The 26,982-nt window shown below is 56.8% G+C and carries 22 protein-coding genes; 6 read left to right on the forward strand and 16 right to left on the reverse strand.

What is annotated here, in order from left to right; all coding sequences use genetic code 11:
• Window positions 1-121: 121 nt before the first annotated feature.
• On the reverse strand, window positions 122-907 hold the full coding sequence (locus CA85_RS20320) for a TerC family protein (protein WP_186775087.1): 786 nt from the start codon (window positions 905-907) through the stop codon (window positions 122-124).
• A 9-nt stretch (window positions 908-916) separates the two neighbouring features.
• Window positions 917-1,858 carry a nucleoside hydrolase gene (locus CA85_RS20325; protein ID WP_146393188.1) on the reverse strand — a complete coding sequence of 314 codons (942 nt, stop codon included), beginning with the start codon at window positions 1,856-1,858 and terminating at the stop codon, window positions 917-919.
• A gap of 181 nt (window positions 1,859-2,039) precedes the next feature.
• Here CA85_RS20325 and trpD point away from each other — a divergent pair, with 181 nt between their 5' ends.
• Complete coding sequence (gene trpD, locus CA85_RS20330) at window positions 2,040-3,047, forward strand: anthranilate phosphoribosyltransferase (RefSeq protein WP_146393189.1); 1,008 nt, start codon at window positions 2,040-2,042, stop codon at window positions 3,045-3,047.
• Between the two features lie 483 nt (window positions 3,048-3,530).
• Here trpD and CA85_RS20335 read toward each other — a convergent pair whose 3' ends face one another.
• The 5 genes from CA85_RS20335 to rfbC form a co-directional block, all read right to left on the reverse strand.
• Window positions 3,531-3,761 (reverse strand): hypothetical protein, encoded by a 231-nt coding sequence (locus tag CA85_RS20335; RefSeq protein WP_146393190.1) that lies wholly within the window; start codon window positions 3,759-3,761, stop codon window positions 3,531-3,533.
• Entirely contained in the window at window positions 3,730-4,746 is a 1,017-nt protein-coding gene (locus CA85_RS20340) for a DUF1353 domain-containing protein (RefSeq protein WP_146393191.1), read from the reverse strand. Before CA85_RS20340 ends, CA85_RS20335 begins: the two co-directional genes overlap by 32 nt.
• Window positions 4,747-5,965: 1,219 nt before the next feature.
• A complete protein-coding gene (locus CA85_RS20345) occupies window positions 5,966-6,721 on the reverse strand; it encodes a cephalosporin hydroxylase family protein (RefSeq protein WP_246113014.1) in 756 nt (251 codons plus the stop codon).
• The gene (locus tag CA85_RS20350) at window positions 6,718-7,560 is read right to left on the reverse strand and encodes an NAD-dependent epimerase/dehydratase family protein (RefSeq protein ID WP_246113015.1); all 843 of its coding nucleotides are present in this window, start codon (window positions 7,558-7,560) and stop codon (window positions 6,718-6,720) included. Before CA85_RS20350 ends, CA85_RS20345 begins: the two co-directional genes overlap by 4 nt.
• Before the next feature lie 2 nt (window positions 7,561-7,562).
• On the reverse strand, window positions 7,563-8,093 hold the full coding sequence (gene rfbC / locus CA85_RS20355) for a dTDP-4-dehydrorhamnose 3,5-epimerase (RefSeq protein ID WP_146393193.1): 531 nt from the start codon (window positions 8,091-8,093) through the stop codon (window positions 7,563-7,565).
• Window positions 8,094-8,349: 256 nt separating this feature from the next.
• Here rfbC and CA85_RS20360 point away from each other — a divergent pair, with 256 nt between their 5' ends.
• On the forward strand, window positions 8,350-9,450 hold the full coding sequence (locus CA85_RS20360; protein WP_146393194.1) for a DUF1559 domain-containing protein: 1,101 nt from the start codon (window positions 8,350-8,352) through the stop codon (window positions 9,448-9,450).
• A 65-nt stretch (window positions 9,451-9,515) separates the two neighbouring features.
• Window positions 9,516-9,920 (forward strand): hypothetical protein, encoded by a 405-nt coding sequence (locus tag CA85_RS20365; RefSeq protein ID WP_246113016.1) that lies wholly within the window; start codon window positions 9,516-9,518, stop codon window positions 9,918-9,920.
• 379 nt (window positions 9,921-10,299) lie between these two features.
• On the opposite strand, the gene CA85_RS20370 is transcribed toward CA85_RS20365, so the two are convergent.
• The 5 genes from CA85_RS20370 to rfbF all read right to left on the reverse strand — a co-directional run bounded on the left by CA85_RS20370 (window position 10,300) and on the right by rfbF (window position 15,563).
• A complete protein-coding gene (locus CA85_RS20370) occupies window positions 10,300-11,256 on the reverse strand; it encodes a glycosyltransferase family 2 protein (protein ID WP_146393196.1) in 957 nt (318 codons plus the stop codon).
• Window positions 11,257-11,275: 19 nt separating this feature from the next.
• The gene (locus tag CA85_RS20375) at window positions 11,276-12,358 is read right to left on the reverse strand and encodes a TIGR00180 family glycosyltransferase (protein WP_186775088.1); all 1,083 of its coding nucleotides are present in this window, start codon (window positions 12,356-12,358) and stop codon (window positions 11,276-11,278) included.
• Between the two features lie 35 nt (window positions 12,359-12,393).
• The gene (locus CA85_RS20380; protein WP_146393198.1) at window positions 12,394-13,671 is read right to left on the reverse strand and encodes a class I SAM-dependent methyltransferase; all 1,278 of its coding nucleotides are present in this window, start codon (window positions 13,669-13,671) and stop codon (window positions 12,394-12,396) included.
• Window positions 13,632-14,651, reverse strand: a complete 1,020-nt coding sequence (locus CA85_RS20385; protein ID WP_146393199.1) for a GDP-mannose 4,6-dehydratase — start codon at window positions 14,649-14,651, stop codon at window positions 13,632-13,634. Before CA85_RS20385 ends, CA85_RS20380 begins: the two co-directional genes overlap by 40 nt.
• 90 nt (window positions 14,652-14,741) lie before the next feature.
• Window positions 14,742-15,563, reverse strand: a complete 822-nt coding sequence (gene rfbF, locus CA85_RS20390) for a glucose-1-phosphate cytidylyltransferase (RefSeq protein WP_146393200.1) — start codon at window positions 15,561-15,563, stop codon at window positions 14,742-14,744.
• Window positions 15,564-15,848: 285 nt separating this feature from the next.
• Between rfbF and CA85_RS20395 the strand changes: the two genes are divergently transcribed.
• Complete coding sequence (locus CA85_RS20395) at window positions 15,849-17,111, forward strand: glycosyltransferase family protein (protein WP_146393201.1); 1,263 nt, start codon at window positions 15,849-15,851, stop codon at window positions 17,109-17,111.
• A gap of 83 nt (window positions 17,112-17,194) precedes the next feature.
• On the opposite strand, the gene CA85_RS20400 is transcribed toward CA85_RS20395, so the two are convergent.
• Entirely contained in the window at window positions 17,195-18,322 is a 1,128-nt protein-coding gene (locus CA85_RS20400; RefSeq protein WP_146393202.1) for a glycosyltransferase family 4 protein, read from the reverse strand.
• Window positions 18,323-18,517: 195 nt separating this feature from the next.
• On the opposite strand from CA85_RS20400, the gene CA85_RS20405 reads away from it, so the two are divergent.
• Together CA85_RS20405 and CA85_RS20410 are read left to right on the forward strand one after the other, a co-directional pair.
• Window positions 18,518-19,543: a PstS family phosphate ABC transporter substrate-binding protein gene (locus CA85_RS20405; RefSeq protein ID WP_186775089.1), complete on the forward strand. Its 1,026-nt coding sequence runs from the start codon at window positions 18,518-18,520 to the stop codon at window positions 19,541-19,543.
• Window positions 19,544-19,627: 84 nt separating this feature from the next.
• On the forward strand, window positions 19,628-20,800 hold the full coding sequence (locus CA85_RS20410; protein WP_146393204.1) for a YbaY family lipoprotein: 1,173 nt from the start codon (window positions 19,628-19,630) through the stop codon (window positions 20,798-20,800).
• 431 nt (window positions 20,801-21,231) lie between these two features.
• Here CA85_RS20410 and CA85_RS20415 read toward each other — a convergent pair whose 3' ends face one another.
• The 3 genes from CA85_RS20415 to CA85_RS20425 all read right to left on the reverse strand — a co-directional run bounded on the left by CA85_RS20415 (window position 21,232) and on the right by CA85_RS20425 (window position 26,279).
• A complete protein-coding gene (locus CA85_RS20415) occupies window positions 21,232-24,294 on the reverse strand; it encodes a zinc-dependent metalloprotease (protein WP_146393205.1) in 3,063 nt (1,020 codons plus the stop codon).
• Window positions 24,295-24,795: 501 nt separating this feature from the next.
• Window positions 24,796-25,056 carry a membrane or secreted protein gene (locus tag CA85_RS20420; protein WP_246113017.1) on the reverse strand — a complete coding sequence of 87 codons (261 nt, stop codon included), beginning with the start codon at window positions 25,054-25,056 and terminating at the stop codon, window positions 24,796-24,798.
• A 158-nt stretch (window positions 25,057-25,214) separates the two neighbouring features.
• On the reverse strand, window positions 25,215-26,279 hold the full coding sequence (locus CA85_RS20425) for a hypothetical protein (RefSeq protein WP_146393206.1): 1,065 nt from the start codon (window positions 26,277-26,279) through the stop codon (window positions 25,215-25,217).
• Window positions 26,280-26,982 lie beyond the last annotated feature (703 nt).

A 26,982-nucleotide genomic window follows, 5' to 3' on the forward strand; every position in this document is an offset into this window, starting at 1 on the left:
GGGCTGTCGATTCAATCGGCGTTGGCGCGGCAACGGTGAGCCGAGGGCAGCAAGACCACTCACCGCAGCAATCAATCATCCGCGATGGCATCGACCGTTGCTGCGGCGCGCCAACATGGACTCATTTCGCCAACTTCTTCTCCTGTCGTGCCACCAGCCGTTTCTGGTAGCGAGTTTGCACAACATCGACGATGATCATGGTCGCTAGCACGAAATAGAACGTGCTCTTGGGCATATGATGGACTTCGTGACCAAAAAGCGAAACATGAGCCAGCTCACCGCCCTCGCTTACCAGCATGACACCGACGATAAAGAGAATGAACAGACCGAGCACCTCGAACATCCGGTTTTTCTTAATGAACTCCGCGACTTTGTCAGCCATCACGATCATGAGAATGCCCGAGATAATGATTGCGGTGGACATGATCCACATGTTCTTGCTCAATGCCATCGCGCTCAGGATCGAATCGAATGAGAACACCAGGTTCATGACCACGATCAACGCGATTGCTTTGCCAACGCTCGACGTCGGCTTCTCTTCCCCGTGCCCCACTTCAGGGTCCGAAAGCAGGTGATGAATCTCCTTGATCGCCGTCCAGAGGATGAAGGCACCACCAAAGAAAACGATCAGGCTGTGACCGGAGACGGCCATATCCATATAGCCATTGTGAAGCTCGAAAAAAGAGTCTTCGAGCAGCGTGATCAAGTGCACGACTACAAAAAGCAATACGATCCGGAGCGCGATCGCCACTCCGATCCCGAGTTTGCGGACCATGGACTGCTTGTCATCGGCAACCCGCTTGCTCTCGAGGGAGATATACAGCAGGTTGTCGAACCCTAGCACAGCTTGCAGGAGGACAAGCATACCGAGTGTGAACAATCCGGAGATTGTAAAAAGTTCAGCCATGAGAAGATTCTATGTTTGCTGGCCAGCGTAACGCAGGCCGCGGATGATTGCATCGCGGACGTCGGAACTGGAAGCACGACGCGCGACTTCCATATTGGTTTGCCATTCCGGTCGCATGCGACGATCAAACAGCGTCATGCCGCGCGTCAGCGTACCGTTGACCTCCACATCACCCGCCATTTCTTCCCACTGAAACAGGTCCGGTTCGAGCAGGGACACGATCGTCACAGCATCCTGCAGTGGCATGACCTCGCGGCCGAGTTTCTGATGGCCGGCGCGGAATTTATAAGGCAGGATCTTATGCAACAACCATCCCGCACGCGAGGAGACATCGGGTAGCTTTTCGAGCAGATCGAGACCAAATGTGATCGAATCCGTCACGTCGAGCGGCACGAGACTCTTCGTCGTCGGCGATGCAAAGACTTCTTGGGCGCTGCCGGGATCGAAAAAGAAATTCATCTCGGCAACAGCCGTCGCGTTGCCGCTCTGAGCCACTGCCCCGCCGCTGATGATGACTTTGTCAATCAAAGGTGCGATCATTGGGTCGCGGCGCAGCAACCGAGCCATGTTCGACAGCGGCCCCAAACAAACGATCGTCACCTCACCGGGATAGCGCCGAATGAAGTCGGCCATTACCTTATCGCTGGGGTGATCGTTCTGCCGCGACGCCGAGGGAAAGTGACAGCCGGCTAAACCGTCGGGCCCGTTGAGATGCATGTCATCGAGCACAGGTGCATCGGCCGGCGTTACCGCCGAACCGACACGTGGATAGCGTGCCGGATCCAGTTTAGCAATGATCGCTGCGGTATTCGCATTGGCCACCTTCGCATCGACCGTGCCCGCAGTGGCCGTGACAGCCAGGACGTGCAAACGCGGATCAAATAACGCCATCGTAATGGCAACCGCGTCGTCGATTCCAGGATCGCAGTCGAGTATAATTTTTCGTGACATGCCTTTAGTCTAAGATCTCCGCCCCCGGTGGAGAAGAGGAGAAGACGAGCACGCGAAAATAACGCTACTGGCGTCGACGGGTGGCGATGGAAGCTTACAAGAGGCAAAATGCCGGCCCCCTCGACAGACCACTCATCACGGACTGATTCGTTTCTCCTGCGCACTCCCACTCTTGACCGCAATGCTTGATTTCCCTGCTGCCATTGAACTCGCCCGTTCCGGTACCGACCTGACGGCGGCGCAGACCGGGCACCTCATCGACGTCATGCTGCGTGGTGAGGCGGAGGAATCGAGTGTGGGCGCTTTCCTCTTGGCGCTGCGGGACAAGGGCGAGTCGGTCAGTGAACTCGTCGGTGCAGCCAGGGCGATGCGAACTCACATGACGCGAATCGAGCATGGCCACGAAGTCTTGCTCGATACCTGCGGAACGGGCGGCAGCGGTTCGGGGACGTTCAATATCTCCACTGCCGTTGCCATTCTCGCTGCTGCTTGCGGCGTGGCTGTCGCGAAACACGGCAATCGAGCCGCGACGAGCCGCTCGGGATCAGCCGACGTGCTCGAGCACCTCGGCGTGCGGATCGAATCCGATGCGGATGAAGTCGCGCGGAGCCTCCAAGAGATTGGCATCTGTTTTTGCTTTGCTGCAAAACTGCACCCCGCGATGAGACATGTTGTTGCCATTCGCCGTAGTCTCGGCGTGCCGACGCTGTTCAACTTGCTCGGCCCGCTCTGCAACCCCGCCGCCGCCACTCATCAACTGCTCGGCACGGTCTCGCCCACAACACAGGCCAAGATCGCCTCAGCATTGAGCGAACTCGATACTCAACGCAGTTTTGTGGTTTGTGCCGATGACGGCCAGGACGAGGTGTCGCTCGACGGAACGACACGATGCACCGAAGTTTGCTCGTCGCAGCAAACCCAACACAGCTGGACGGCAGCCGATTTTGGGCTGCCACCCACCCACGCCGAAACGCTCGTCGTCGCCGACCCCGCCGAGAGCGCTGAAGTCATTCGCGATCTCTTTGCCGGCAAGCCAGGGCCCCGGCGCGATACCGTCGTCGCCGGCTGCGCCGTCGCTCTCCTACTCGTGGGCAAGTGCGACGACCTGCGCCGAGCTACCGCCGTCGCTGCAGAAGCCATCGACAGCGGAGCTGGCCAAGAGAAACTGCAGCAACTCTGTCGCAAATAAGCAGCTGGAGTATTTAATCAACGGCCCCCGCCTGTCAGCGACCCACTCGTTTGCTCCCGCGTGTACTTGTCACAACGGTGAGCGACGTTTTCGAAATTAGCGGGCGGGGTTATCGATTGAATCGCAGAAAACTAAGACCGATCCTCCCTGCGTTGAATTTATTCAGATTCAGTTCACAACGCAGAGGTGAAATCGAGAACACACCCGCACAGGACTCTGCGTTCTATGCGCCTCTGCGATAGAGAACCCTCAGAGATCAGAGGGAAAGATCAGAGGGACGTAGCACTTTGTTCGCCGAGTCAATGCTTGCTTCATTGCATCGACGGCAGATGGCGGCCGAGTCGATAAACTGTCATCTCTTGGGCACAACAAGTACCCCGCTGATCAACTTGTCGAGCCGACTTCGGTGCGCACCTTCTCTATTTCCGGTTCCCTGCTGCCGATTGCTGCACGCGAAAATTCGTGAGAGCCGCGAATTAGTGGTCAGCAGCTCGCGGGCGCGGTCTGGCGGGCCGTCCAGTCCAGCAGATCGACGCCAAAATAGGATGCGAATCGCTGCGAATACTCCTCGATCCAGACCTTCGGGTAGTCGAAGGTCTTCCCGGATACCGGATCGCCCGCTAAGAGAAAACAACGGCGACATACGCGGGTGTAAACGTAGGCGATCGCCACTTCTTCGGGATCAAACTCCGTTTCCACTAACAAACTCGACAAGTTTCCCTTCGCTTGAAACGATCGCTGTGCTCTTGCAACCGGGGTCAGCGACAACTTGGCCCTGCTCGTCTTCGTGGACGTATTGAACCTCCACGCGATACGAATTGCGTCCGGGTTGCACGGTGTAGACGGCGGGTCGAAGTTCGCCGGCCTGTTGCTCGACATGATTGCGGACTCGTGCGATGACAGCTTCCTCGGTTTCGGGTTGCAATCCTGATTGGCTCCGCGAACGAGACTGCGTGCCGAGATTTTGCGAACGGGCAGACCGATTCTGGTCATCCCATCTTTTGGCAAAGTCACGCGAACGGCTTTGGCTTTGATCATTTCGGTTCGAGCGATCACCACGACGGCGCAATTGATCTCGATTGAGTCTGCGGATGGCTTCCGGCTGAGGGTTTTCTTCGGCCACAAATGCTTCCACTTGCTGCACTTCTTCAATCGTCGGCGGCGGTGGGTCAATGCGAGCGACGCGCTGCACGTTGACGTTTCGCATCACCGTCTGGCCGTTGCCGTTGTCAACGGGCTGAGCGACGGTCTCGACGATCGGTTCCCAACGAGGACCGAAGTGATAGACGGCGTAGTACATCAGTTTGGCTTGGTTGTCATCGACGCCGCCACAACGACATGCTTCGTAAAACATCATGTGAACATCTTCCCATGAAGCCAGCATCTCCTCGCAACCGACATCGTGAACGACCGATGCATTGCGATACTTGCCCTCAAAGGGGCCACCGATCACTGACCAGAACGCCGAAGGAATCGACGCACCGTTAACGACAGCGCCTGCCGGCGCAGTCCACTCGCGATTCGATCCGTCAACGTAACGAAACGAGTCCTTCAGAACCATGTCGCGACCATTCTCAGCCCAAGATGCGACAATGTCGCCCTCGAATCGTCCGAAGTCAGTGGTATCGGGCACTGAAGTCGGATTGCATCCAGTAAGCAGCACGAAAGTGCAGAGAGCGAAAGCCAGAGTTCGTCGCATTGCTTCATCCTTGAAAGTTGGCTTGAGGGAATACCAAAGCGATGGGGGTGGCTCGGCAGAATACCAAAGCAGTGAAAGTCGAGACAAGTCAAACCCGAATTTTTCGGCTCATCCGACGGAAGCGTGCGGCCGAGGTTTTCAAGGCATGGCTCCCGTACCCAAGGATTTATTTGTGGGATGTGATTATCAATGTTAGACTGGCACTGCCGGGAGAAACGGAGCCGAGCTCTGCAGAGGTGCGGGCTTGGCAAGGTATATCTCGGTCGCCAGCGTTTCCCTGCAAAAGCGGTACGCCAATGGTGTTGTCGGTCCCTGGGAAGCGTTTGTTCGTCAGGGACGCATTTTTGAACGATCATTGGATACGAGAGCCATGCCTCAAAAAAAACCTTCCGCTGTGCTCTGCGCACGCTTCCGTCGGATGTACCAATTTTTCGGGCTGATAGCGACTTGACGCGCTACGAATTCGGCGATCTGTGGATCGCTCTTCGCCATTCTCGGTAGATCTATTACGCTTTTGAATTGGTACGGGTTGCGCGTTGCAAGGCGATGCTCGGCAGCTATCTCTGCTGAGACACCTCTCTTTTCCATCGAGAGTCACCTGTACTTCCCATGCAGGACTGCCATGCAGGACGGAAACACGACGTTACACAACTAATTTGTTGTTCATCCATAGGACATTCGACTCTACCAATCGGGTGGAATGTGATGGTGATGGGGAAGACGGTCGATGGGCTCAAACAGAGGGGAGAATCTGGCTAAACATCGTACGATCAATTTCTGTCGTGGTGAACGAAGCGCCGAGTCCAAAGCCGCAGGACTCGTCGCCTTCTAAAGATTACCCACAAGTCTTCGTACGCCGAAGGCGTTTTAGAAAATAGCCGGTGGTCGAGCGCAGCGAACACCACCGGAAACGCTGAGAAACACGCGTGCCAACCCCGAATGGGGTTGAAGATCATGCACCACGAGGTCTGCGCCCCACTTCGGGGTCGACGCTCCATCTTCAACGATACACCGTGTGTGGCGCTGCGCTGACCTACGGCTATTCTCTTTGATCCCTAACGGGATACTTGTGGGTAACCGACAGCTCGTCGCCTCGTCCACTACAGAAAAGATCTCGCGAAATTCGCCACCTACTGTTCACGCGATGCTAAGCCGGACGCACTCGTACCGGGTAGCGCCGCCCACGTCTCGGCTCACTCACGCGACGACCGGCAGGCTGTTAACGGAGGCGACGTAGGTAGCCCTGAGGTGCCACGCTGATGAGCAGTTGATTATCGATCGAGGTGTCAACTTCGAAGTCGTCGCGAGCTTGTAGAAATTTCTTCACCGCTGACTTGGGACTGTTGCCTGGCCCCCAACTTCGGTCCGGATACATGTCGCTCGGCAGGTCCTCGACGATCGTGTCAAAGACGACGCAGTAACTGCCGACACTCGTTAGGTCCGCGTAGGCATTCAGTTCGGCCAAGACATGATCATGGGTGTGATTGCTGTCGAGGCAAACCATCACGCTGCGTTTGCCGGTCGCTTGCTGCCTGACCTGTTGGACGATCTCCGGTGCCACGCTGCTACCCTCGATCATGTTGATGCGTTTGGCCATGGGGTGATCGATGATCGCTTGGCGATTGTGCTGGCGAATATCAATGTCGATACCGAGCACCCGGGCGTCGGCTGGGCCGCCGCAAGCGGCGTTGAGCTCGAGCATGGAGGCCGAGAAGATCAACGAACCGCCATGGGCGATCCCGGTTTCAATGATAAGGTCCGGTTGAATGCGCCAAATCAACTGCTGCATGGCGATCATATCTTGCGGATACTGAATGATCGGCCGTCCCAACCAGCTGAAATTGTAGGAGTACTTTGGCTCGGTGCTCGCCCGCATGAATTCGCGGCCCGACTGCGCCATGGCACTGTCTGCATAACCTTCTACGCGATCGTGGCACTCCCGGCGAAACTCTTCGGTGGGGTCAATGGACGTCATCGTGGCTGCTCAAGCGATTGGAGGAGTGAAGGGTCGCCCCACATTGCCAGGGGCTCGTAATCGGGATAGGGATAGTGCCCAAGTTGCAGCGTCATCTCAGCGTTTCGTGCTGCGCAGTGCTGCTCGACGAGACGCCGAACAGAGATTGGCTCGCCACTGCAGATGTTGACAGTCCCGTCAAAATCCTGCTTCTCTGCGAGCATGGCCAGATGGCGGGCAACCACATTGACCGGGAGATAGTCACGTATCTGCTCTCCGCCCGACATCGCAAAACTGTCCTCACCGCGATCAATGGCCGCGTCAAGCTGTGCGATCAGGCTGCCTGGATTCTGGCCCGCACCGTAAGTGTAGAACAAACGTGCCCAGGTCAACTGAAACGGCAATGAGGTTTGCAAGATCCGCAAGAATCGGTGCAGACAATCCTTGCCGAGCGCATAGGAATTCGTAGGTTCGACGGGCATCCACTCGCTCAGCTTTCCCTCACGAGCGCCGTATTCGAAACAAGTTCCGGTGACCAGCACATTCCGACACCCCTCGTCAACGAACGCTTGGATCCAGCGGTAGGCTGCGGGCAGATTCCTCTCAAAGTGGAATCGATCTTGATAGTTGGGGAGCCCCGGCCAAGCCAGGTGCAGCAGACAATCCGTGGCGACGAGTCGCTGCAGCGTGGCTGGATCCGGCTCGTCGATGTCGATCTGCTCAAAGCACACCTTCGATGCCCAGTCCATGGTTAGAAACCGCTCCCGACTGCGTCCGACCGCGATGATTTCGTGCCCGCGCTCAAGCAGTTCGGACACGAGGTGCCGACCGATAAAACCCGTGGCTCCGGTAACAGCCATTTTCATCGTTCCAGCCACCCCAGTTCCGCGTCCTTCTGCGAAATGACCGAGACCGGCAATGGCCAATCAATCCCTAGCTCCGGATCGGCGTAATGAAACCCTCGCGCCGATGGAGCATCGAAGTAATCGCTCATCTGGTAGAAAACCTCGGTATCATCAACGAGTGTCTGGAAACCATGAGCGAAGCCTTTGGGTACGTACAGTGCCCGATGGTTTTCTGCGGTTAGCTCAAAGCCAACGTGTTGCGCGAAAGTGGCCGACTCGGGCCGGAGATCCACGATCACATCATAGACGCTACCGCGAGTACAACGCACAAGCTTGACCTCCTCCTTAGGCGTCGCCTGGTAATGCATGCCACGAAGCGTCCCCGCCTGTTTGTTGAACGAAACACTGCACTGAACCAATCTGCCGTCGAGACCATGGTCGGTGAACTCTCGATGGCACCACGTCCTCGCGAAAAAGCCTCGTACATCCACATGACGCTCCGGCTCGATCAGCCAAGCTCCCTCCAAACGGGTCGGATTCAACTGCACGACAATACTCGGTTGCAGGAAGGTATGCGATCAACTCGCTCACTGAACGACATGCTGGGAAAGCCCACCAAAAATCCTAGATAAACGAACCGAGGAACAGCCTCGATCGGGTTCTGGAGAAAAAAAAGCTACAAATTTTGTTGACTTGCCCAATGGGCCCTGCTAACACAGTGTCCTGCAACCACCCACTAATATGTCTTGTGGGCAGGGGGACGCCCCCTGTTTTTTCTTTGAAATCGTTTTGAGAGTGATTGTTATGCGTAAAAAGTTTTCAGGTAGAGGCGGCTTCACGCTCGTTGAATTGTTGGTGGTGATAGCCATCATCGGGGTGCTGGTTGGACTGTTGCTGCCCGCGGTTCAGGCGGCACGTGAGGCTGCCCGCCGAATGCAGTGCCAAAACAACATGAAGCAATTCGGGTTAGCCATGCACAACCACATGTCCGCTTTCAACGCGTTTCCGCCGGGCAATGTTAACTATGACGAGTCGGGAAACCGTTTCAAGACCGGTGGCTGGCAGCACGGCCAGAACGAACTGGGATGGCACTGGCTCGCAATGCTGTTTCCTTACATCGAACAACCCGGCATGTGGGAGCGGGTCAAAATCTGCGAAGAATCTCGCTCGGACAGCCACACTTCCAACCCCTGCGACGACTGCGAGTATCACGCCTTTACACAGCATTTGGGACGCGACCAGTTAGCGTCGTTTGATCAATGTCCCTCGGCTCCCTTGGTACGCACCCAGTTTTCAGACGGCAGCTATGGGCTGGAGGCACTTGCGAAAGGGAATAATTATGCTGCGTGCTGGGGATCGGGCGACATGCTTTCGTGGGAAGATCCGAAAACACGCGGCGCATTTGGAACCTACTACGCCCATCAAGATGAAATCTTGAATATTGAACCAAGCGGCACAACGGCAGGGGATCGTTTTCAGAACAAAAACGGTATGCAGAGTCGCGATTTTCTCGACGGTCTGAGCAACACAATGGCGATGAGTGAGATTCTCGCTGCCGACTCCAAGACGGATATTCGCGGCGTCTGGATGTCACCCGCGATGGGGGCGACGATTTTCTCTGCTTTCCGCAACCCGAACTCAATTGAGAAAGACGTCTTGGCCGCGTGTGGTGACGAGATCACCGACGCATCGACGACCACGAACATCAACACAGCCGAGCGTTTACCGTGTTTGGAGGAACGTGACACCTCAGAGATCTACGCGGCCGCTCGCAGCCATCACACCGGTGGCGTGAACGTTCTGATGGCCGATGGTGGCGTGCGGTTTGTCACTGATTCGGTTGACAACCTTAAAATCTGGCAGCCTATGAGCACTACCCAGAATAAAGAAGTGATTCAAGAATAACGGTGCGGGGCGATACGCCTGCACGTCCAACTACTGAACCAAACTCGAACTGAGAAAGAATGAAGATGAAGAGTATATTGGGATTCGCACTCGCCTTGTGTGCATGTGCAATTCTGGGCTGTGGCTCCTCGGAGGGAATCAAGCCAACCGACGAGCAGAACGTATTCGCGAGTGTCGAAGGCTTAGGTGATATCGCGGGCGATGAAGCAATGTTTGCTGACGCGTTCGTCCCCGGTTCAGTGCCTGAGAATCGACGCGAATATAGCGAACGAGGGTACCAAGTCACCGGAGAACCGACCTACGCTGGAGATCAGGTGACTGTGCCAGTGAAGATCTTCGGCGTCATGCATGCGACATCCTCCAGCGAGTCGCGGGCGAAGCGAGGGAATTCGGTAGCTGAAACACAGCAAACCTGGACGCTCGAGCAAGTTGACGGACAGTGGAAGCTTAAGGATGCTCCACTCGGCTAGACGTCGACATCGTGAGATGGAGCCTCAAAGCAGGCACCAGAACCTCGATCACGTCTGATTGCCAAACGCAGAAACCTCTCATGTCACTGGTACTCCAGCGACAGAAGTTTCTGCTGTTTGCGGCGAGTGTTGTTGCCATGGTGTTGCTGGTATCCGGCTGACGACGGGGTAGGCATTGCCGCGGGCCATGCCCTGCGGGCCATGAACGGTTTGATGGCATCTCCCCCCGATCAAAACCCAGCTCGGGCGGTATGTCGGGCAAGCAAAACACGAGCCAAGCACTCTGGTCCAAACGGAGACCATGACTTGCACCGATTTGGGATTCGATCCCGGGCTGACTCCCTGCGAACCTCGATCGCGTTTGCCTTGCTGAACGACACTATGCGGCGTTTGCATGCTGATTCGATGGGGTCTCGGATGCATAGTAGCGGATGGATGCATGACGGCTTCGCATTTCCTGGGCGACCCGGTGGGCGACGCTCCGGAGTTGCTCCAGAGAAGGGGAACCGAGGAGTTTGCGGCACGCGGGCACCGATCCCCAGAGTTGGTATTTCCACACGTATCGCAGGCAGCGTCCCATCAAGCGGCGTCGGAGCCCAGTGATCAATGTGGGGACGGGTTTGAGCTCCGTGGCGTTTTCGAGGATCGCTAGTCCACAGAGCAGCTTGTCGTGATGAAGTTGGGCCGAATTGCCTGAAAGGTGCTCCACGCAATCTCCGGTGTCGGCAAAGTGGGTGTAACAACTCAATCGCAGATAGTCGTTCATGACCAGAGAGAGCATCTCGGGAATCGCATGGTCTTGCACAGCGATGGGAGGAAACCGACCGCAGAGATCTGCAACCGCGTCGCGGGGGAACACCAACGAACTGCCACCCGTTTTGGGTTCCAGGGCGAGGTGCCATGCAGGAGTGAGGCAAACAGGATCCCCGACAGCGGGAATGAGGGTGCTCTTTCTCGGTCGATCGTGGCTCTGATCGATCCGGCCACGCATGAATCGATCCGGTCGCAGCAACGAGGAATCCACCAAGGTTTGCAGAAGATTCTCGGCGATGGTGTCGTCTCCATCGAGCGTCACGACATACGTGCCCCGGGATGCGTCGACCCCAGCCAGTGTCGCCCCCAACGCTCCTCGATTGACGGAATTGGTGATGACCCGAATATCCGGCTCGTAGCCCGATAGGATCTGGAGTGAATCGTCCGTCGAGCAATCGTCGACCACGACCACTTCAAACTGCGAACGATCAACGGTTTGCTGCAGGGCAGATCGCAGGCAGGCGTCGATCAAGCGAGCCTTATTGAAATTCGTGATTACGATCGAGAAGGGGAGTGGTTGCATTGCTTTGCTCTCTCGGAGACTAGGCCGCGGCGTGGTTGGCAGGAGTTCTCGAACGTTCGGTGGCGAGTTGTTCGGCGTTCATGCCGGCGGGAAAACGTCCGGTCATTTCGATCGCGCACCGCCAGGCATCCGATTGCAGGTACACGTGGCCGGGCCGCAGACGGCGTCTCGTCCAAACTTTCGTCGGGTGCCTGGATATACCATCTCGAATCTTCGCCACACTCTGCCGTAGTTTGCGAGCATACTTGCGAACGCCCGTTGGCCGATAGTTGCTTTTCACGGATTGACCGGTCCGCAAGTAGCCGTAGTGCTTTCGTACCGTGTGCTTAGCCGTCTCGGGCGACTCGCCGGCAGAGTCGGCAAGCTCTCCGGCCAAGCTGTTTTCAAACTGGTCGTAGAGGCGGTTGGCTTTCTCGCCGTTGGCGATTAACGGGAGCAGAGAACTGTCGTTGTCACCGTGAAGTTCAAAGAGATAGTGGGTGTGTGGCAGCACCGCGGTCTTGCCATAGATCACTCCGAGCTGGCAAAGCATCAATTCCAAAAAGATCCGGGCATCGTTGTAGTCAGTTGCCCCGTCAGCGACCTGCCAGGCGCGCCTCAGCGGCTCGGTTCGGTACACGGAATAGAAGTTTGAGAACCAGTTCCCAGCGAGCTTTTCAAAACGCCGTTTTGGACAGTCATCGTCAATCTGATCGCAGCGAAACTGAGAGCAACGGTTACTTCGCTTCGCCTCAACCTGCACCCAAATGCCGCTGGCACAGTGATAGGTTTCATTCTGCTCCAAAAACTCGACACACTTCTGAACCGATTCAGGCATCAGGAAATCGTCATCGGCGCAGAACACCGTGTAGGGGGTCGCTACCGAACCGAGCGCAGCAACGCATTTCGTCCCAAAGGATTGGTCGCTATGACGATAGCGGATCCTCAGACGATCACAGTACGAGTCGATCAAGACCTCATTCTCCGTAGCCGCCTCAGCATTGCTGGAGTCGACCACCAGGATCGGAAGATCGAAGCTACGTTGATCGAGATAGAGCAACAACCGTCGCAGAAAATGAGTGCGGTTGTGCGTGGGGACAACGAGAGTTACGGCATCGGGCATGATCGACTCTTGATCGTTTGCATGACGGAGAGGTGCTATGCGAATTGAACTTCGGGAATCGGAATGATGAATTTCCCGCCCCGATCTCGGTAGTCCTGTTGTTGCCGCATGATCTCGTCGGCAAAATTCCATGTCAGGAGAAGACAGTACTCAGGCTGGTCGACGACGAGTCGATCGGGAGAATGAATCGGCAGGTGCGTGCCCGGGGTATAGAGGCCTTGCTTGACGGTGCTACGGTCGACGACGTAATCGACCAAATCGCGTCCAATGCCGAAGAAGTTCAGCAGCGTACTGCCTTTTGCGGAGGCGCCATAAACCACGATCCGGTTGCCTTCGCGCTTCAGCTTGGTAAGGCACTCGACCAACGATTGCCGCAGTGATTCAACGCGTTCAGCAAACCGCGCGTAATGGTCTTCGTCGAACACCCACTCCGCTTCTTCATGCAGCAAGTTCTGGACTGAAGCGGACACCTCAACCGCGCCGGCGTGCGCCGCGATGATTCGCAATGAACCGCCATGGATCGCGAGTCGCTCAATCGCCACGACCTGCAATCCGTGTTTCGCGAACAGCTGTGTCAGAGCAGTGAGTGAGAAGTAGCAAAGATGCTCATGATAAATGGTGTCGAATTCCACTCGATCGATGAGGTCTCCGAGGTAGGGTGCCTCCACGACCACGCGACCGTTCTGATTCAGGAGTGTCGCCAATCCGGCAACGACCCCGTTGAGGTCAGCCACATGTGCGAGCACGTTGTTCGCATGAATCACGTCGGCGCGTTTTCCTTCGGAGGCCAGACGATTGGCCAGGTCACTACCGAAGAATTCACAAACGGTGTCGACGCCTCGGTCGCGGACCGCGACCTCAGCGATGTTCTTGGCCGGTTCGACACCGAGTACCGGAATACCTGCTTGGTGATACCACTGCAGTAGGTAACCATCATTGCTGGCAATCTCCATCGCGAGACTATCGCCACCGAGCGAATGCTCCTCAATCATTCGGCTGGCGATTTCTCGAGCGTGGGCGACCATCGTGTCTGAGAAGGATGAAAAGTATGCATACTCGCGAAACAGGCTCTCGGGCGGAATCGTTTCGGTAATCTGAACGAGCGAGCAATCCCTGCAGCGGACGAGATCCAGTGGCCACCGGCGTTCAGTTTTGCTTAGGTCGGAATCCGCGAGCAGCGCATTGGCCAGCGGAGTGCTGCCGAGCGAGAGAACCGAATTGAGATGCTCGTGACCGCAACCTCGGCAGCAGGTCGCCGCCGCGATGTTGTTGCCTACGACATCGTGTTGCGGCTTAAAAAGTTGGAGTACCATTGAATCGTTCTCTGTAGACCTTGTTCAAATGTGAATAGCGGTTCCCAGCCGAGCATGTCGCGTGCTTTGCCGGCGTCGAGGTATTGGTGCTTGATCTCGTTGGACGCCTGCCCCAATACGACGGGTTCCAAGTCACTGCCGAGTCCACCGAGCACCTTTCTGACGACGTCAAGCACCGAGACCTGCATCTCCGTCGAGAGGTTAAAAGCTTCCCCTGCCAGTTCTGGACGGACAGCCATCTGCTCGGCGAGATGCATGTACGCCGCAGCGCCGTCCTCAACGTAGAAATAGTCGCGAACAAATGAACCATCGGAGCGAATGACCGGCGCCTCTGCACGCAAAACGCTTCGGATCGTTCCTGGAATGATACGGTTCCAGTTCAAGTCTCCGCCGCCGTAGAAATTGCCGCAGCGTGTGATGCAGACAGGACTGCCGTAGGTATGAGCATAGGTCTGGGCGATGAGATCCCCACACGATTTACTGACATCGTAAGGGTGCTTCCCAGCCAGTGGCGTGGTTTCGGTGTATGGCAGCGTCTCCGCCTCGCCGTAAGCTTTGTCCGATGAGGCCATCACGATCTGTTTGACCAGCGGTGATCTCCGGCAGGCCTCTAACAGTTTCCATGTCCCACCAATATTGGCTTCGAACGTGGAGATTGGATTGCGATTGGCGATCCCGACAATCGTTTGCGCCGCCAGGTGCATGACCGTTTGGATCTCATACTCACCCAGGACGCGTTCGAGACATTCCTGGTCACAGATATCACCGCGGACGACCGTCACGCGATCCAATGAACCGTTTTGAACGATTTCCGCAGAGGGCATCCAATCTCGGATCAGGCAGATGATGTCGGCGCCGGCTTCCAAGAGACGCTTGACCAACCAACCTCCCACGAGACCGGTGGCACCGGTAACGAGAACACGACGGTCCTGCCAGAACACGGGGGCAATCGAGTCCCGGCTTTTAGGCTGCTGATCCATGGTGGAGCATTCCATTGAAGAGTGATGGATCCCGACAGGTTGGCTGACTTTTACAATGCCCATTGCAAAGAGTCCGCTTATCGAATCCCACTAGGATACCGACTGCCGAGCGGGCATCACACGCAGTCGTTTGGGTTGCTCGACTGCATTTCGCATCCAGGGTGCGTCCCCTGAATCCCAGAGTTTCTGTAGGTAATGCTTGTCGCGAAGCGTGTCCATGCACTGCCAGAAACCATCGTGCCGGTAGGCAGCAAGCTGCCCGGCGGCAGCGACCTGTTCGAGCGCGTTGGCCTCCAGGCTACATTGATCCGATTTCAGATATTTAAAAATCTCGGGTTCAAAGACCAAGAAACCACCGTTGATCCAGCCTTCGCCAGCTGTTGGTTTTTCTGTGAATTGCTCGACCGTATCTCCGTTAACGATAAGGCCGCCGAAGCGAGCGGGAGGACGAACCGCCGTCACGGTAGCGAGCAGTCCCTGTTGTCGATGGAAAGCCACCAAATCATCAATGTTGATGTCGCTGACACCGTCGCCGTAAGTGAGCATGAACGTTTCACGGCGGAGTTTGTCCTGCAAACGCAGAAGACGACCACCGGTCATGGTATCCAGCCCAGTATCGATAAGATTCACCGACCAAGACGCCACCTCTGATTCGGATCGCTGCGTCATATCCGAGCCAAAATCGATCTTCAGATCACCTGCGAGATGATACTGATCGAGAAAGTACCTTTTGATGAAGTTGCCCATATAGCCACAGGCAACGAGAAAATCGTCGTGCCCGTAGCGGGCAAAGCCCTTCATGATGTGCCACAAAATCGGCTGGCCACCTATTTCGACCATCGGTTTGGGGCGCGCAGTCGTCTCTTCTTGGAGTCGAGTCCCCAGTCCGCCTGCAAGGAGTACAACTTGCATGGATTCCATCCGTGTCAAAAGTGGCAAAGTGAGCCGTCTCGCTACGCGTCGAGAATCCAAGTTAGCGAAAACAGTTACACCGGGCAATACGATGGCCGCTCACCGCCCAATCTCGAGTGCGATATCCACTTGACACCCCACTCCCATTTTGCCTACCGGAACCACCGTGAGGTACGACGGGAGTAACGCCAAAACGCCATCTAGATAGATCTGCGGAACAGCCTCCTATTAGATAGATGTGCCAAGCAAGACCTCTCGATTGGCAAGGTACAGAAGGCACAATGGATGGACACGATCGAAACACTCAGTATGGAGGCCCGCAATCGGCAGACGCGGGGTCGCAGCGGAAACCATCGCCAGTTGGCGTACGTGGGAGATGTCTCCGTCGAAGGAACCTTTCACGGCTCGGCGGTGTTGTACCGGCTCTTCAGCAAGAATCCAGACCAGTGTCGCATCATCGAACTCGGAAGGCACTCGGATCCTGAGAATCGCGTTGAGCATGCGTTTTACGAAAATGTGAAGTACGCTTCCCAAAACCTCCGCCGCAGCGGGCTGGGTGATTTAGGAAGATTAGTCAACTACACACTCTTAGAGTCGACCATTCGACGAGTCCGGCGATCGTGCGAAGACGTGGACGCCATCGTGACCGTCGCACACGGGCTCGGATGGCTTGTCGCCGATGCAGTAGCGAGGCAGCTCCACAAGCCGCTGCACCTGATCGTGCATGATTACCCATCCCAAACTTTCCCGCGAACGCCTCTGAAAACACAGTCGATCGAGCGAGCTTTTCTTCAAGCTTACGTCGGAGCTGCATCGAGAATGTGTGTCTCACCGTACATGGAGTCGTACTATCGAGAGCGAACAGGCACCCCTGGCAGCGTGTTGTTGCCGGGGCGTTCTCAAGTCGTCTCGGATCAGCCCTATGCGGCGGCGCGAGTCCGCGGCCACGCGACATTCACGATTGGACTATTCGGCACCGTTTACTCAGAATCCTCGCTGCAGATCCTGCGGTCACTCGCTCAGTCGATCCAAGAAACGTTTGGAGCGGAATCTCGAATCAACATCTACGGTGTCCCGCCGGGTGTAACACTGCGTTCGCGGTTGAGCAAGGACTTGCCGATCCAGTTCCGCGGCTACATCCCCGCCTCCGAGTTTGTCGCGTTGTTGCGCGAGGAGCTGGATGCACTGTTCCTGCCTATTCCGTTTGAGGAAACCAGCCTCAACATGCGTATCCATTTCCCCAGCAAACTGACCGACTACACGGCTACGGGACTGCCGATCCTGGTATGCGGCCCGCGTTCATCGTCGGCCTTGAAATGGACGTCGCAGTTTCCAGATGCTTTCATTGCATGCGACGCGCCGGACGGGTTACCCGCTGCGGTTGCACGCATGCAACACTACGACGACTGCGTATCGTTGGGCGCAAACAGTTACGCTATTGGAAATGAGCACTTTGATTATTCGCTCATTGGCAATCAGTTTTGGGACACGATTCAAAGTTCAGTTTCGCCTCGCCAGGCGAGTGAGTTAGCCACCGACGCCGCCTGATCCTTCGGATTAACGTGCCGCCACCGCAACCCACGCCCGTGCAGCACGCCCGGGGTGAGTTCAACGGCTGGTTCAATTTCCAGCTACGCGGGTCTGCGTTGGGCAGGCGTCTGGACGACCTGACGGTAGGCGTCCATGGTCTGCTCGGCAGTTTTCTCCCATGTGTAAAACGCGACACGGCGATGCCCTGCGATCACTTTTTCCTCGCGATCGGCAAGCGATTGTTGGCTGATGCAGTACAACAGATCGGCGAGCGAATCCACATCTTCGGGATCGAAATAGTGTCCTGCATCAGCAGCGACTTCGCGGAATGCGGAGCAGGACGAAGCGAGAACGGGCGCGTTGTTTGACATCGCCTCCAGAATCGGCAGTCCGAATCCTTCCATCCGGGAAGGGAACACGAACGCTTCGCAATTCTGGTACAGAGCCTTCAAAAGGCTATCGGGAGCATTGGGAATCAGATGCAAGCGACTCGACTCGCAGTTCGCTCCCAGTCGTGCGCGTTCGGCACTGTCCATCGGCGGGCCCACGACGACAAGCTCCAGTTCGGGTGCTCGCTTTTGGATGTTGTTCCAGGCGTCCCATAAAACGGCAAAGTTCTTGTAATGATCGCGGCGTCCGACAAAGAGGAGAAACGGACGCTCCACGAGGCTGTTCGGTAGCGGCGCCGCCTCGCCAGCGGTAAGACTGCTGCCCAGCGGAGTGACCGAAGCACGATTCGCGGCCTCAGGAAATCGCTCGCATAACTCATGAAACGTCGTTTGGGAAATGCAGCATATGTGCGAGGCGAGTTCGATTGCTCGCTGTTTCATGGCACGCGTTACGCCACTGGGCTCCATCTCCGGAAACGCTTCGTGAATAAAATCGTAAATCGTTATCACCGATGGCACGCTCAATGAGCGAATCGGTTGCCGACAGAGTCCTTGATAATACGTCCAGTGGATCAGGCTGCCGTTCTCTTGTTGAAGTAGCCGGGCGGCATGCCGCCCCTGCGCCGCTCTCCAAAGCCCCTTGAATAGCTTGGCGGGAGGTCGCGCACGGATCTTGTGATGCACGAAATTGCGGTGCGTCATGTCGGCAAGTTGATCCTCCGAACCGATCAGAATCGGATGGACGGCAGCCGGCAAGCGATTGATGACTTCTGTGAAATATCTGGCAATGCCGCCACGTTGCGTGCTTTCGAAGATGGCACCGTCGTAGAGAACTCGCATTGGGATCGATTCTTTCAACACTGGCAGACGAGGGTTTCGAGTGAACGCAAAACTACGCCGTGATACCTCAAGGACGCAAGCGGAAAACAGGACGCCGAATCGATAGCTGAGCCCGAGTGTCTCAATCGCTCTTTACGCATTTTCCAAAGTCAGCTAATGATTCTCCACCCCGCCTTTTCAACGATGGAGATCCCCATGAAGGTCCTTACGCAGTTCGCGATCCTGTTCGCCTGCATCACGCCGATCCTGACCCAGTCCCTGACACTCGCCGAAGACTCCGGCGCCCACCTCTCGGTACAGGAGATTCGATCGGTTCTGAATTCCATTCCGCCCTACCTGCCCGAGGGCGAGGTCAGTACGGAGATCGACATCTTTGGCTCGACGAGCATGGATGCCCTCGCTCACGGTTGGACGCACGGATTCAAGAAGTTCCACCCCAAATCAACGGTCGTGATCTCCGCCGAGGGGTCTGAGACCGTCTTCGATCGCCTGAGCAGGAACCCCAGTAGCCTGGGGATGCTCTCCCGACCGGTGAGCGAAGCAGAACTCGAGAAATTGAAGCAAAGCGGCCTGAAACAACCGGTGGCCATCATGGTCGCTCGCGAAGGCCTCGGTGTTTTCGTCCACGAGAGCAATCCCATCGAGTCCATCTCGCCCGCGCAGTTCGCCGCATTGTTTTCTGTCGCCGACCCGACCCAAAAATCGGAACCCGTGACCTGGCAAGCGGCTGGGGTCACCAACGATTTAGCGGAGAGCCCTGTCGAAGTCATCGCGAGAAAAGCAAGCAGCGGCACGCAGACTTTCCTGAGAAATTACCTGCTTCCCAAGCGGACGATACGAACTCCAAAAGCGGCGTATGCTTCCAATGCCGAGGTCATCGAGAAACTCGAATCCGAAAAGAATGGTGTCGCGATCTGCTCGCTCAAGTGCGGCAGCCACTCCCTGCGTCTGGTTGAGCTCCGCAGCGGTCACGCAACGATCCCCTGTGATGACCATGCGGTCTTGATGGGGCGATATCCGTTAACGCGTCCGATGACCCTTGTTCTCGATATCGGGCAAGACAGCGAACAAGCCAAAGCTACCCGCGAGTTCGTGCGATACACGCTGCATCAAGCCGGCCAAAGCCAAGACATCCTCGCCGGTTTCTTTCCCTTCGACCCACCCACCCTGCTGGCGCAGTTGGCCAAGCTAAACCCCGCGACGACCGCGACAGAAAAATAGTTCGACGGTGTCGCCCGGTAATCCCTGCCCATCACGCGGCCCCGCACTCACCACCCCAATTCATTTGTTCGAGGATCCCCTATCATGCCCCTCTCCAATACCAATCACTGGTGGCGCATCGCCAGTTTCGCTGGGCTTCTTGCGGCGTCGCTATGGAGCACTCCCGCAATGGCACAAACCTACCCTGCCAACGGCTACGCAACCGCGAGCACCGGTTGGAATAGCGGTTGGAACAGCCCAACCTGGCCGGAGACAACGACCAGCAACAAGAGCTGGACGCTCGGTGTGACCGGAAAGAACACCGATGTCGGCCTGGCCCTTGACTCGGTCTCCCCGAACTCGGCCGCCGCGCGAGCTGGACTGAGTGCGGGCGACATTGTCGTTTGCGTCAATGGCGTTCAGGTGGGCATCGTCGGCTCAAAGATCTTCGATATCGCGCAAATCCTGAATCAACATGCCGATTCGCTGGGCAATGTTCGATTGTTGGTGATGTACCGACGCACCGGTCAGCTAGGAACGGTCCCCATTAAACTAGACGATCAACAGGCAGGCCTGACGGGAACCCTGACGGTGCAGGGCGGCTCGGTGCCAGCCAACGCGGTCATCACCGTTCAGATCGTCAATGTCACACGCCCTTATTTCGTAATTCATAACGGCCAACAAACCCTTCGCTCGACGGGATTCTCACAGGGATCAATCCCGTTCACGATCAACTATGACCCGAGCTACATCTCGGAATCAGATCGCTATAGCGTTCGCGCATTCATCACCTACAACAACACCACAATCTTCGAAACGGTTCAGCCAACCTATGTGTTGACCCAAGGCAATCCAAAGTCCGTGCAACTGGCACTGACTCCCAAATCCACCATTTCCACCATTTCCACCGCCCAACCCAACCCGAATGTGGTGGCAGCCAATTACGTCGGATACGACAATATCAGTACCCAGGTGACAGCCGCCTATCAAAAATATCTGGGACGAAACCCAACGTCGATGGAGCTCGCCGCCTGGAACTCGGTCCCCGATCCGGACTACCGCATGGGACGTCTACCGATTGAGCTGATGGCAACCCAGGAATACTTCGACCGCTGTGGCAACAACAATGTCGCGTGGCTCGAACGGGCCTTCACCGAGATGATCGGTCATGTCCCATCCACCTACGAACAGGAACAGTGGATGGCCCGCTACGCCGAAGTCCACTACTCGCGTACAGAGGTCCTGAACCAAATGGCGATCGTTGCCGGGCGAACCTAGAGGTCTGTCACAGTTAAAAGTTAGCGTTGATCGTAGTGGACGAGGCGACGAGTCCTTGGATTTGACGCCAGTTCAGGACTCGTCGCCTCGTCCACTACCCTAAGAAGAAGTCGTGACAGACCACTAGAGGGCTTGCTTTCGCGTGTGCTTGTCACACGCCGAAGCGACGTTTTGGCATTAGAAAACCGCGACAGCGATGTGCGTTCCCCTGTCAGCTTGTCTGACAGGAAACCAAGCCGACAAACTTTGCTTTCATGCGGGGCAAGCCCGCATGGGAGCGGGGTGAATGCTCCATCTTGATCTAATCACAAAACGGCGATTCCTGTCAGACAAGCTGACAGGGGATCCGGTTTTCCTGAGGAACCGGCGTCCGAGCGATGCGTCCATGACGAATGCAGCCCGGTTCACCTGGTTCTCCTAGCCGCGCCACTTCATTCCACTTGGGCCGCAGCAGCTTCTTGAGCGGCGTCGCGTCCCATCAGCATCATCAGCAAACCGGCACCTTGTTGGTTGCCGCCGTACGTGTAGCCAGCTTCGAGTGCTCGAGTGATACGCTCCTTGCTCTCGGTGAGGTGAGCAAGGGTGTAGGCATCCATTTTGCCTTCACATTTCTTCAGTGTCGATTCCATCGACGCCGCCAGAGCACGCAACTCCATGCGGGCGAGATTCGTGATCGGGCTGTAGGCCGCCGTGCTTGGCGAGTCCTCGAGGATCAAATCCACCAGCCGCTGCAGATGCTCTCGCTGCAAGTTGCGACGCAGTGATGAGATCATCGGCTTGCGATCGTTGCGTCCCTCAGGACAGGGCTGATCCAGCTCCGTCCAGACCGACGACGTGATGCTGCTGAGCAGCTCAGGCAGGGTCAACGCATCAGCATCCGAACGGAGACGCATTTCGTTGTCATAGACACGGCGGAGAGTCGTGGGATTCATCAAGAGGGTCAGCGCCGAAGCCTGCATGTCGAGCACGCGATCGTGAATTGGCCAGGTCGCTTCAGCAGAGATGCTTGCCGAGGAACCACCGTCGAGCCATTTGTCGACACCGAGTCGCTCAAGAATCTCAGGGGTCAACCCGTAGGCTTCGTCGCGGAATGTCGTTTCAATGACAAACTCGAGTGCATCGCGTTGATCTTCTGCGGCGACCACCTCGACAGGAACCCGGTTGCCCGGATCCCCTTTCTTGTCGCGGTTGACGAAGGCGCCGCCGATCCAATTCGCCATCATGCTGACCGATCGCATCTGCAAGCCCAAGGTTAGTTCGTAGCCGCGCCGCGCCTTCGCCCAGCTATCGCCGTCTTTGACAAACTTGTCGAGCAACCGGCCGCGGTACAGCTCAACAAGCTTCATTTGCTCGGAGGCGTGGGCCAGTGGATCCTTGGCGAAGTCGTAGCGGCGTGCGTAAGGATCTGGTCCGCTTGTGTCCTCGTCTGTGGCGTACTGCAGTTCCGGCTCGGAGCAGCGTTTGAGAATCTTTTCCAGGTCAGAATCCTTCATCGTGTAACCATACTCGATGGCCCAATAGTCGTAGGGACCGATGTCGATCATGGTGTAGTCGCCCTGCACGTCACCGATGTCATAGCGATAATTAATCGGGTTGTAATCCATCACCGACGAAGCAAAGGGGAGATTGCCCTTAACTTCTTTCGAGTTGATTTCCTCGAGTGTTCGCAACGACGAGGCTTTGAAATTGTGACGTAGACCGAGGGTGTGGCCGACTTCATGGGCAACCAAATCGGCGAGCAAGGGACCGACAAACCACTCGGGCATTCCGTCGAGCATTTCGTCTTCGTCCTTCTTAACAGTCTCTTCGACGCCCTTCTTATCGAGCGATTCCTCAGCATCCGATTCGGACTCGTCCTCATCTTTCTTAGCGCCATCAGACTTGTCGCCGCTTTCAGACTCATCGCCGCTTTCAGCTTTCGCTTTCTTATCGGCTTCGTCTTTTTCCTTTTGCTTCTTCTCCTCTTCCTTCTTCTTGTCCGCTTCGGCCTCGGTATCGGCGTGCAGCGACAATGCCCAATCCATGCGGGCGAGGGCCAGATCCATGCTACGTCCGCTCGCCGCCATGCAGAGGCCATTCTTTTGGCTGACGTGGCCGATCAACCCATCAAATTCCTCATCACCCAACAACGCCGGGTCGGCCTGGGCCATCTTGTACCCGGCCATCGGTGACGCGGCTTGGCGAGCGTACTTCGCTCGCAACGAATGAACGTCCTCGGGAGCCCCCATGCGGACCCGCGGATCCCAATTGGGCCGCGTTCCCAACCACGCGAGCGTTTCGGCACTGACACCTTCCATCGCCAGGTTCGGCATCAGATCAGCGTAGTTGAAATTGAAGTGCCGAATCCATCCATCGGTTAGGATGATGTCGGCATCCAAGATTTGTCCCGTTTCAGGGTGCACGCGACTCGGTCCGATCGCCGTGCCGACATCATTGTTGAGCCAGCGGACAAAGTTGTATCGCACGTCTTCGGGATCCTTCTCCATGTGGATCTTGCTGACGGCGTCCTGGTATTCCACCACGATCGCGTCGACAATTCCGACCTTCTCAAAGGCTTTGTTCCAATAGTCGATCCCCGCTTTGATCCAGCGGCGATAGCGGACCGGGGCAGTGTGTTCGACGTAGAACCGGATCGGCTCTTTGGGGGGGCTCAGTTTGAGTTTGGGGTCGCGTTTCTCCAAGTGCCAGCGGTTGATGAAACGCACTCGTGTGTCTTCATCCTCGTAGACACTCAGGTCCGAAAACGAGGTGGTGAAGAAGCCGACACGTTCGTCCGCCTTTCGCGACTTGTAGCCCGACGAACTGCCGGGCACTTCACTGAATGAATAGTGCAGCGTTTGCAGCAAACCGCCAGATCCCACGACTTCGAAGGCAAGCTCGACGTTTTTCGGGAAGACCTTGCAGGATTCGATCGAATACAAGCGTGAATTAGTGATCCGTACAGCTCGGCCGAAGAATTTGCTCGCGTTGCTAATCAATAGGCTGTCCATGTCGATGACCGGACCGCCGCTCGGTCCGATGGCCAAGATCGGCACGTCGAGTAACACGGTATCAGTGAACAAACGCTTCACCGATGCCTTGGATTCAGCATCTCCAGTGGCCCGAATGCTCAGATTAGGAACGACCAAAGCCATCCGATCATCGTAGCGCCGCCACTGCACCACCCAGTCGCCCGATTGCAATCCGGCGTAACGGTCACCACTGCTCAGCGTGAGGGCGACGAAGTAACTTTTTCCCTTGAAGTTCTTGGGCAGCTCGCCAATGACAGCCGAGTCTTTGTCACGCTTCCAAACATTAAAAAGCCCCTTGTCCGATTGTTGGTCAGACACATCCACCTTCTCGAAGCCCTCAGAAACCTTGGAGAATTCCGGCAAACTGGCGGCCAAAACCGAACTGGGCGAAGCGAGCGACACCCCCACAATGGGCAGTGCTGTCACCAAGGCGACTGCGGGAACAGAAAGTAAGCGAGTGATTCGCTGGCGAATTCGGGTCATACAAGAGTGTCCAAATGGTCCGAGACGGGGCCAGAAATGGCGAAGCGGAGAGCGACAATAAGCAAGTCTACGTCACAACGTGGCAATTTGGGTCGCCTCGATGAACGATTCCACCCGTTTTATCCGATAGAACCCGCCTCATGCAAACAGATTGCCAGACCCACGGGCGATTTCAAAACCGCCAAGTATGCCGCAGAATGCGGCTCAGAAGAGTTTGCGAGAAACGTCGCCGCAGGAAAACCGGCTCTCGGTTCCGCCCGTACGCATGCGGAACCCATCTCGTTGGGCGGCACGCAGCCCCGTCCAGGGATGGGATGCGATGCACTTGGAGCTCGCTACGAGGAACAGTCTGGGAGGGGCGTTGCCGTATTTCGCGAGATAACGCCGCCGCGCGGTTCTCGCCCGCAATCGACGCCCGCAACAGGGTTGAAACGCCATCGGCGTCTAGAAAATGGTGGGAATCAAACCGGCGGCAGCATGCTTGATTTTCCGGGGATCGAGCTATCGACCGAGCCACGGCATGGCGTCGGCGCCAATCCGGTTTCGAACCGGCTCAGGGAGCGGCTTCTGGTAGTTGGGAGGACGCGTGCTGTGGTCATCTGGCCCGATATCATCGAGCGGAAACGGATCATGGATGATCGCGTTGGACTTCTGTTGATTCAGCGTGCCAGCGGGCGGCAGGCAGGATCCGCTGCGGCACCCCGTGACGATAATTGCCAGGCCGAGGCACGAAGCGATCGCCAATGAGAAGGTGGTGCGCATGGGAGCTTCTATCCGTGAAGTTGGGGAGGTAGTAGACAAGGTACTCATTCGGAATCGTCGGGAGCGCCTCGACACTGCAAAGCTTGCGGCGGCCGCATGGAATTCCCAAACGGGTCCGGTCATCCCGGCCCTTCGGATTGAAACGGGGGTGAACGTCATTAGAACGAGAAATACCTCAGCCAATTGCGGCATCGTTGACCGGGGACATAGGCAACGGGCTGTCCCCACAATCCTTGCCCCACTTGAACCGGCAGCGATTCTTGCCCGAACGTCATCAGACTGCCGACCGGAGCGGAGGCCGGCGGGCTGACGGGCGGTACCGTCTGCGGCACTGTGATCGCTGTGGATGGCACCGTGATCGCCGTCGACGGCACCGTGATCGGAGGCGCCGCGGCAACGGGCGGCGCCGCCGTCAGAGGCGGCATCGCGGCCGGGGCGGCAATCTCCGCAGGCGGCGGTGTGTAGGGGCTGGTGTAATTCGTAGGAGCCACGCTGCTACAGAGATCGCCATAGGGACTCATCCCGGTATAGGTACTCGGTGGCGTGATCAAGCGACAATCCGCTGCGGTGGCGAACCCACCGTTGGACAGTTGCGGTGGCATCACGGGTTCGTAGTCGGCGATCGGTGGCGACGCATAAGTTGAACCGCTCGGCGGGGAACCGCCGGATGAGGAACTGGGTAGGGACCGAGGTGTCGAAGACGGCATCGATGTCGCTGGGGGCGGCGTATTGTCGAACTCGAGACTCGGAGGCGACAAAGGAGACGCGTCGCTCGGCGGTGTCGACGCAGCATTGGGTGACATCTGCGGAGGCGTGCTCAGCGGAGGCGGTGCGAACTGAGTCGGTACCTGAGGTGCGAAACCACTCGAGGGTGGCGGTGAACTGAACCCACCCGACTGCATGGCGACTTGACGGACAGGTGCCGACATCCCCTGTGCACGGACTGGTTGATCGACCATATCGCTCGTTCCCCAGCGATCGCCGGATTGAGCATGGTAGGCGGTCTCAGTGACCTGGCCGGGGTGCGAATACTGATCGACCGCGCTGGCACTTCCGATCGGACGAAACGGCAGCCTGGCATCCTCAGCGGCAACCGATTGGGTTTCCAACGGGTTCGACGCGACACCGTTGAGTAGGTAGAAAAATGTGGTGAACAGCAGGACTTGAAATAGCCCCAGTGCATTCATTTTCGATTTGGCTTTTGCCTTCTTCTTCCGTCGCATGACTTGCTCCTTCCTAGCAGTTCCATCTTCTGCCACTCATCGCATTGATGAGTTCCGTGTGCTCCAACAATCTCGCTGAGGCCCACAAAGTCAAGGCAAAAAGATTCGGTCAGGGGCCAATCGAAGGGGCCGCTCCACCGTGAAACTCTCCTGTGAAACCGCCGCTGCGATTCCCATCGACAACATGCGGTTCTTCATCCCGTAGCGTTATCAAGAAACGCCCGCGCAGTGCAAGACAGGTCAGAGATTTCGACCGCAAGCCTGGCAACGAAAGGGCTTGGCGGTCTCTTGACACGAAATCACGATCCACACGAACCACCACTGTCCTTTACCCACAAAACCAGATCCCCCGTCAGCTTGTCTGACAGGAATCGCCGTTTTGTGATTACCCGCATGTATCCCGAAGGAAGCGTTCTTGAGCCCCAACGGGGCGGCCCTCATGTTCGCCGCAATCCTGCCGTTCGGATGGCATGTGCAAATAGAGCCGCCCCGTTGGGGCTAACGCGAGGTGGTGGCGTCTGAAACCCCAGGCGTTGCCCTCTTTATCCTACACATCTTTTTTTAGCCCGTTCCGAATGCAATATAGGCTTCGCGGTACGCCTGCAGTCGCCGCAGTCCACGCCAGATTACGGTGGAACCGGGCGGTCCTTGCCCTGTTTTGTTCAAGTAGCCGCCCAACTGCGCCAACACCAGCATGAACTCG

This window comes from Allorhodopirellula solitaria, assembly GCF_007859855.1.
GTDB lineage: Bacteria > Planctomycetota > Planctomycetia > Pirellulales > Pirellulaceae > Rhodopirellula > Rhodopirellula solitaria.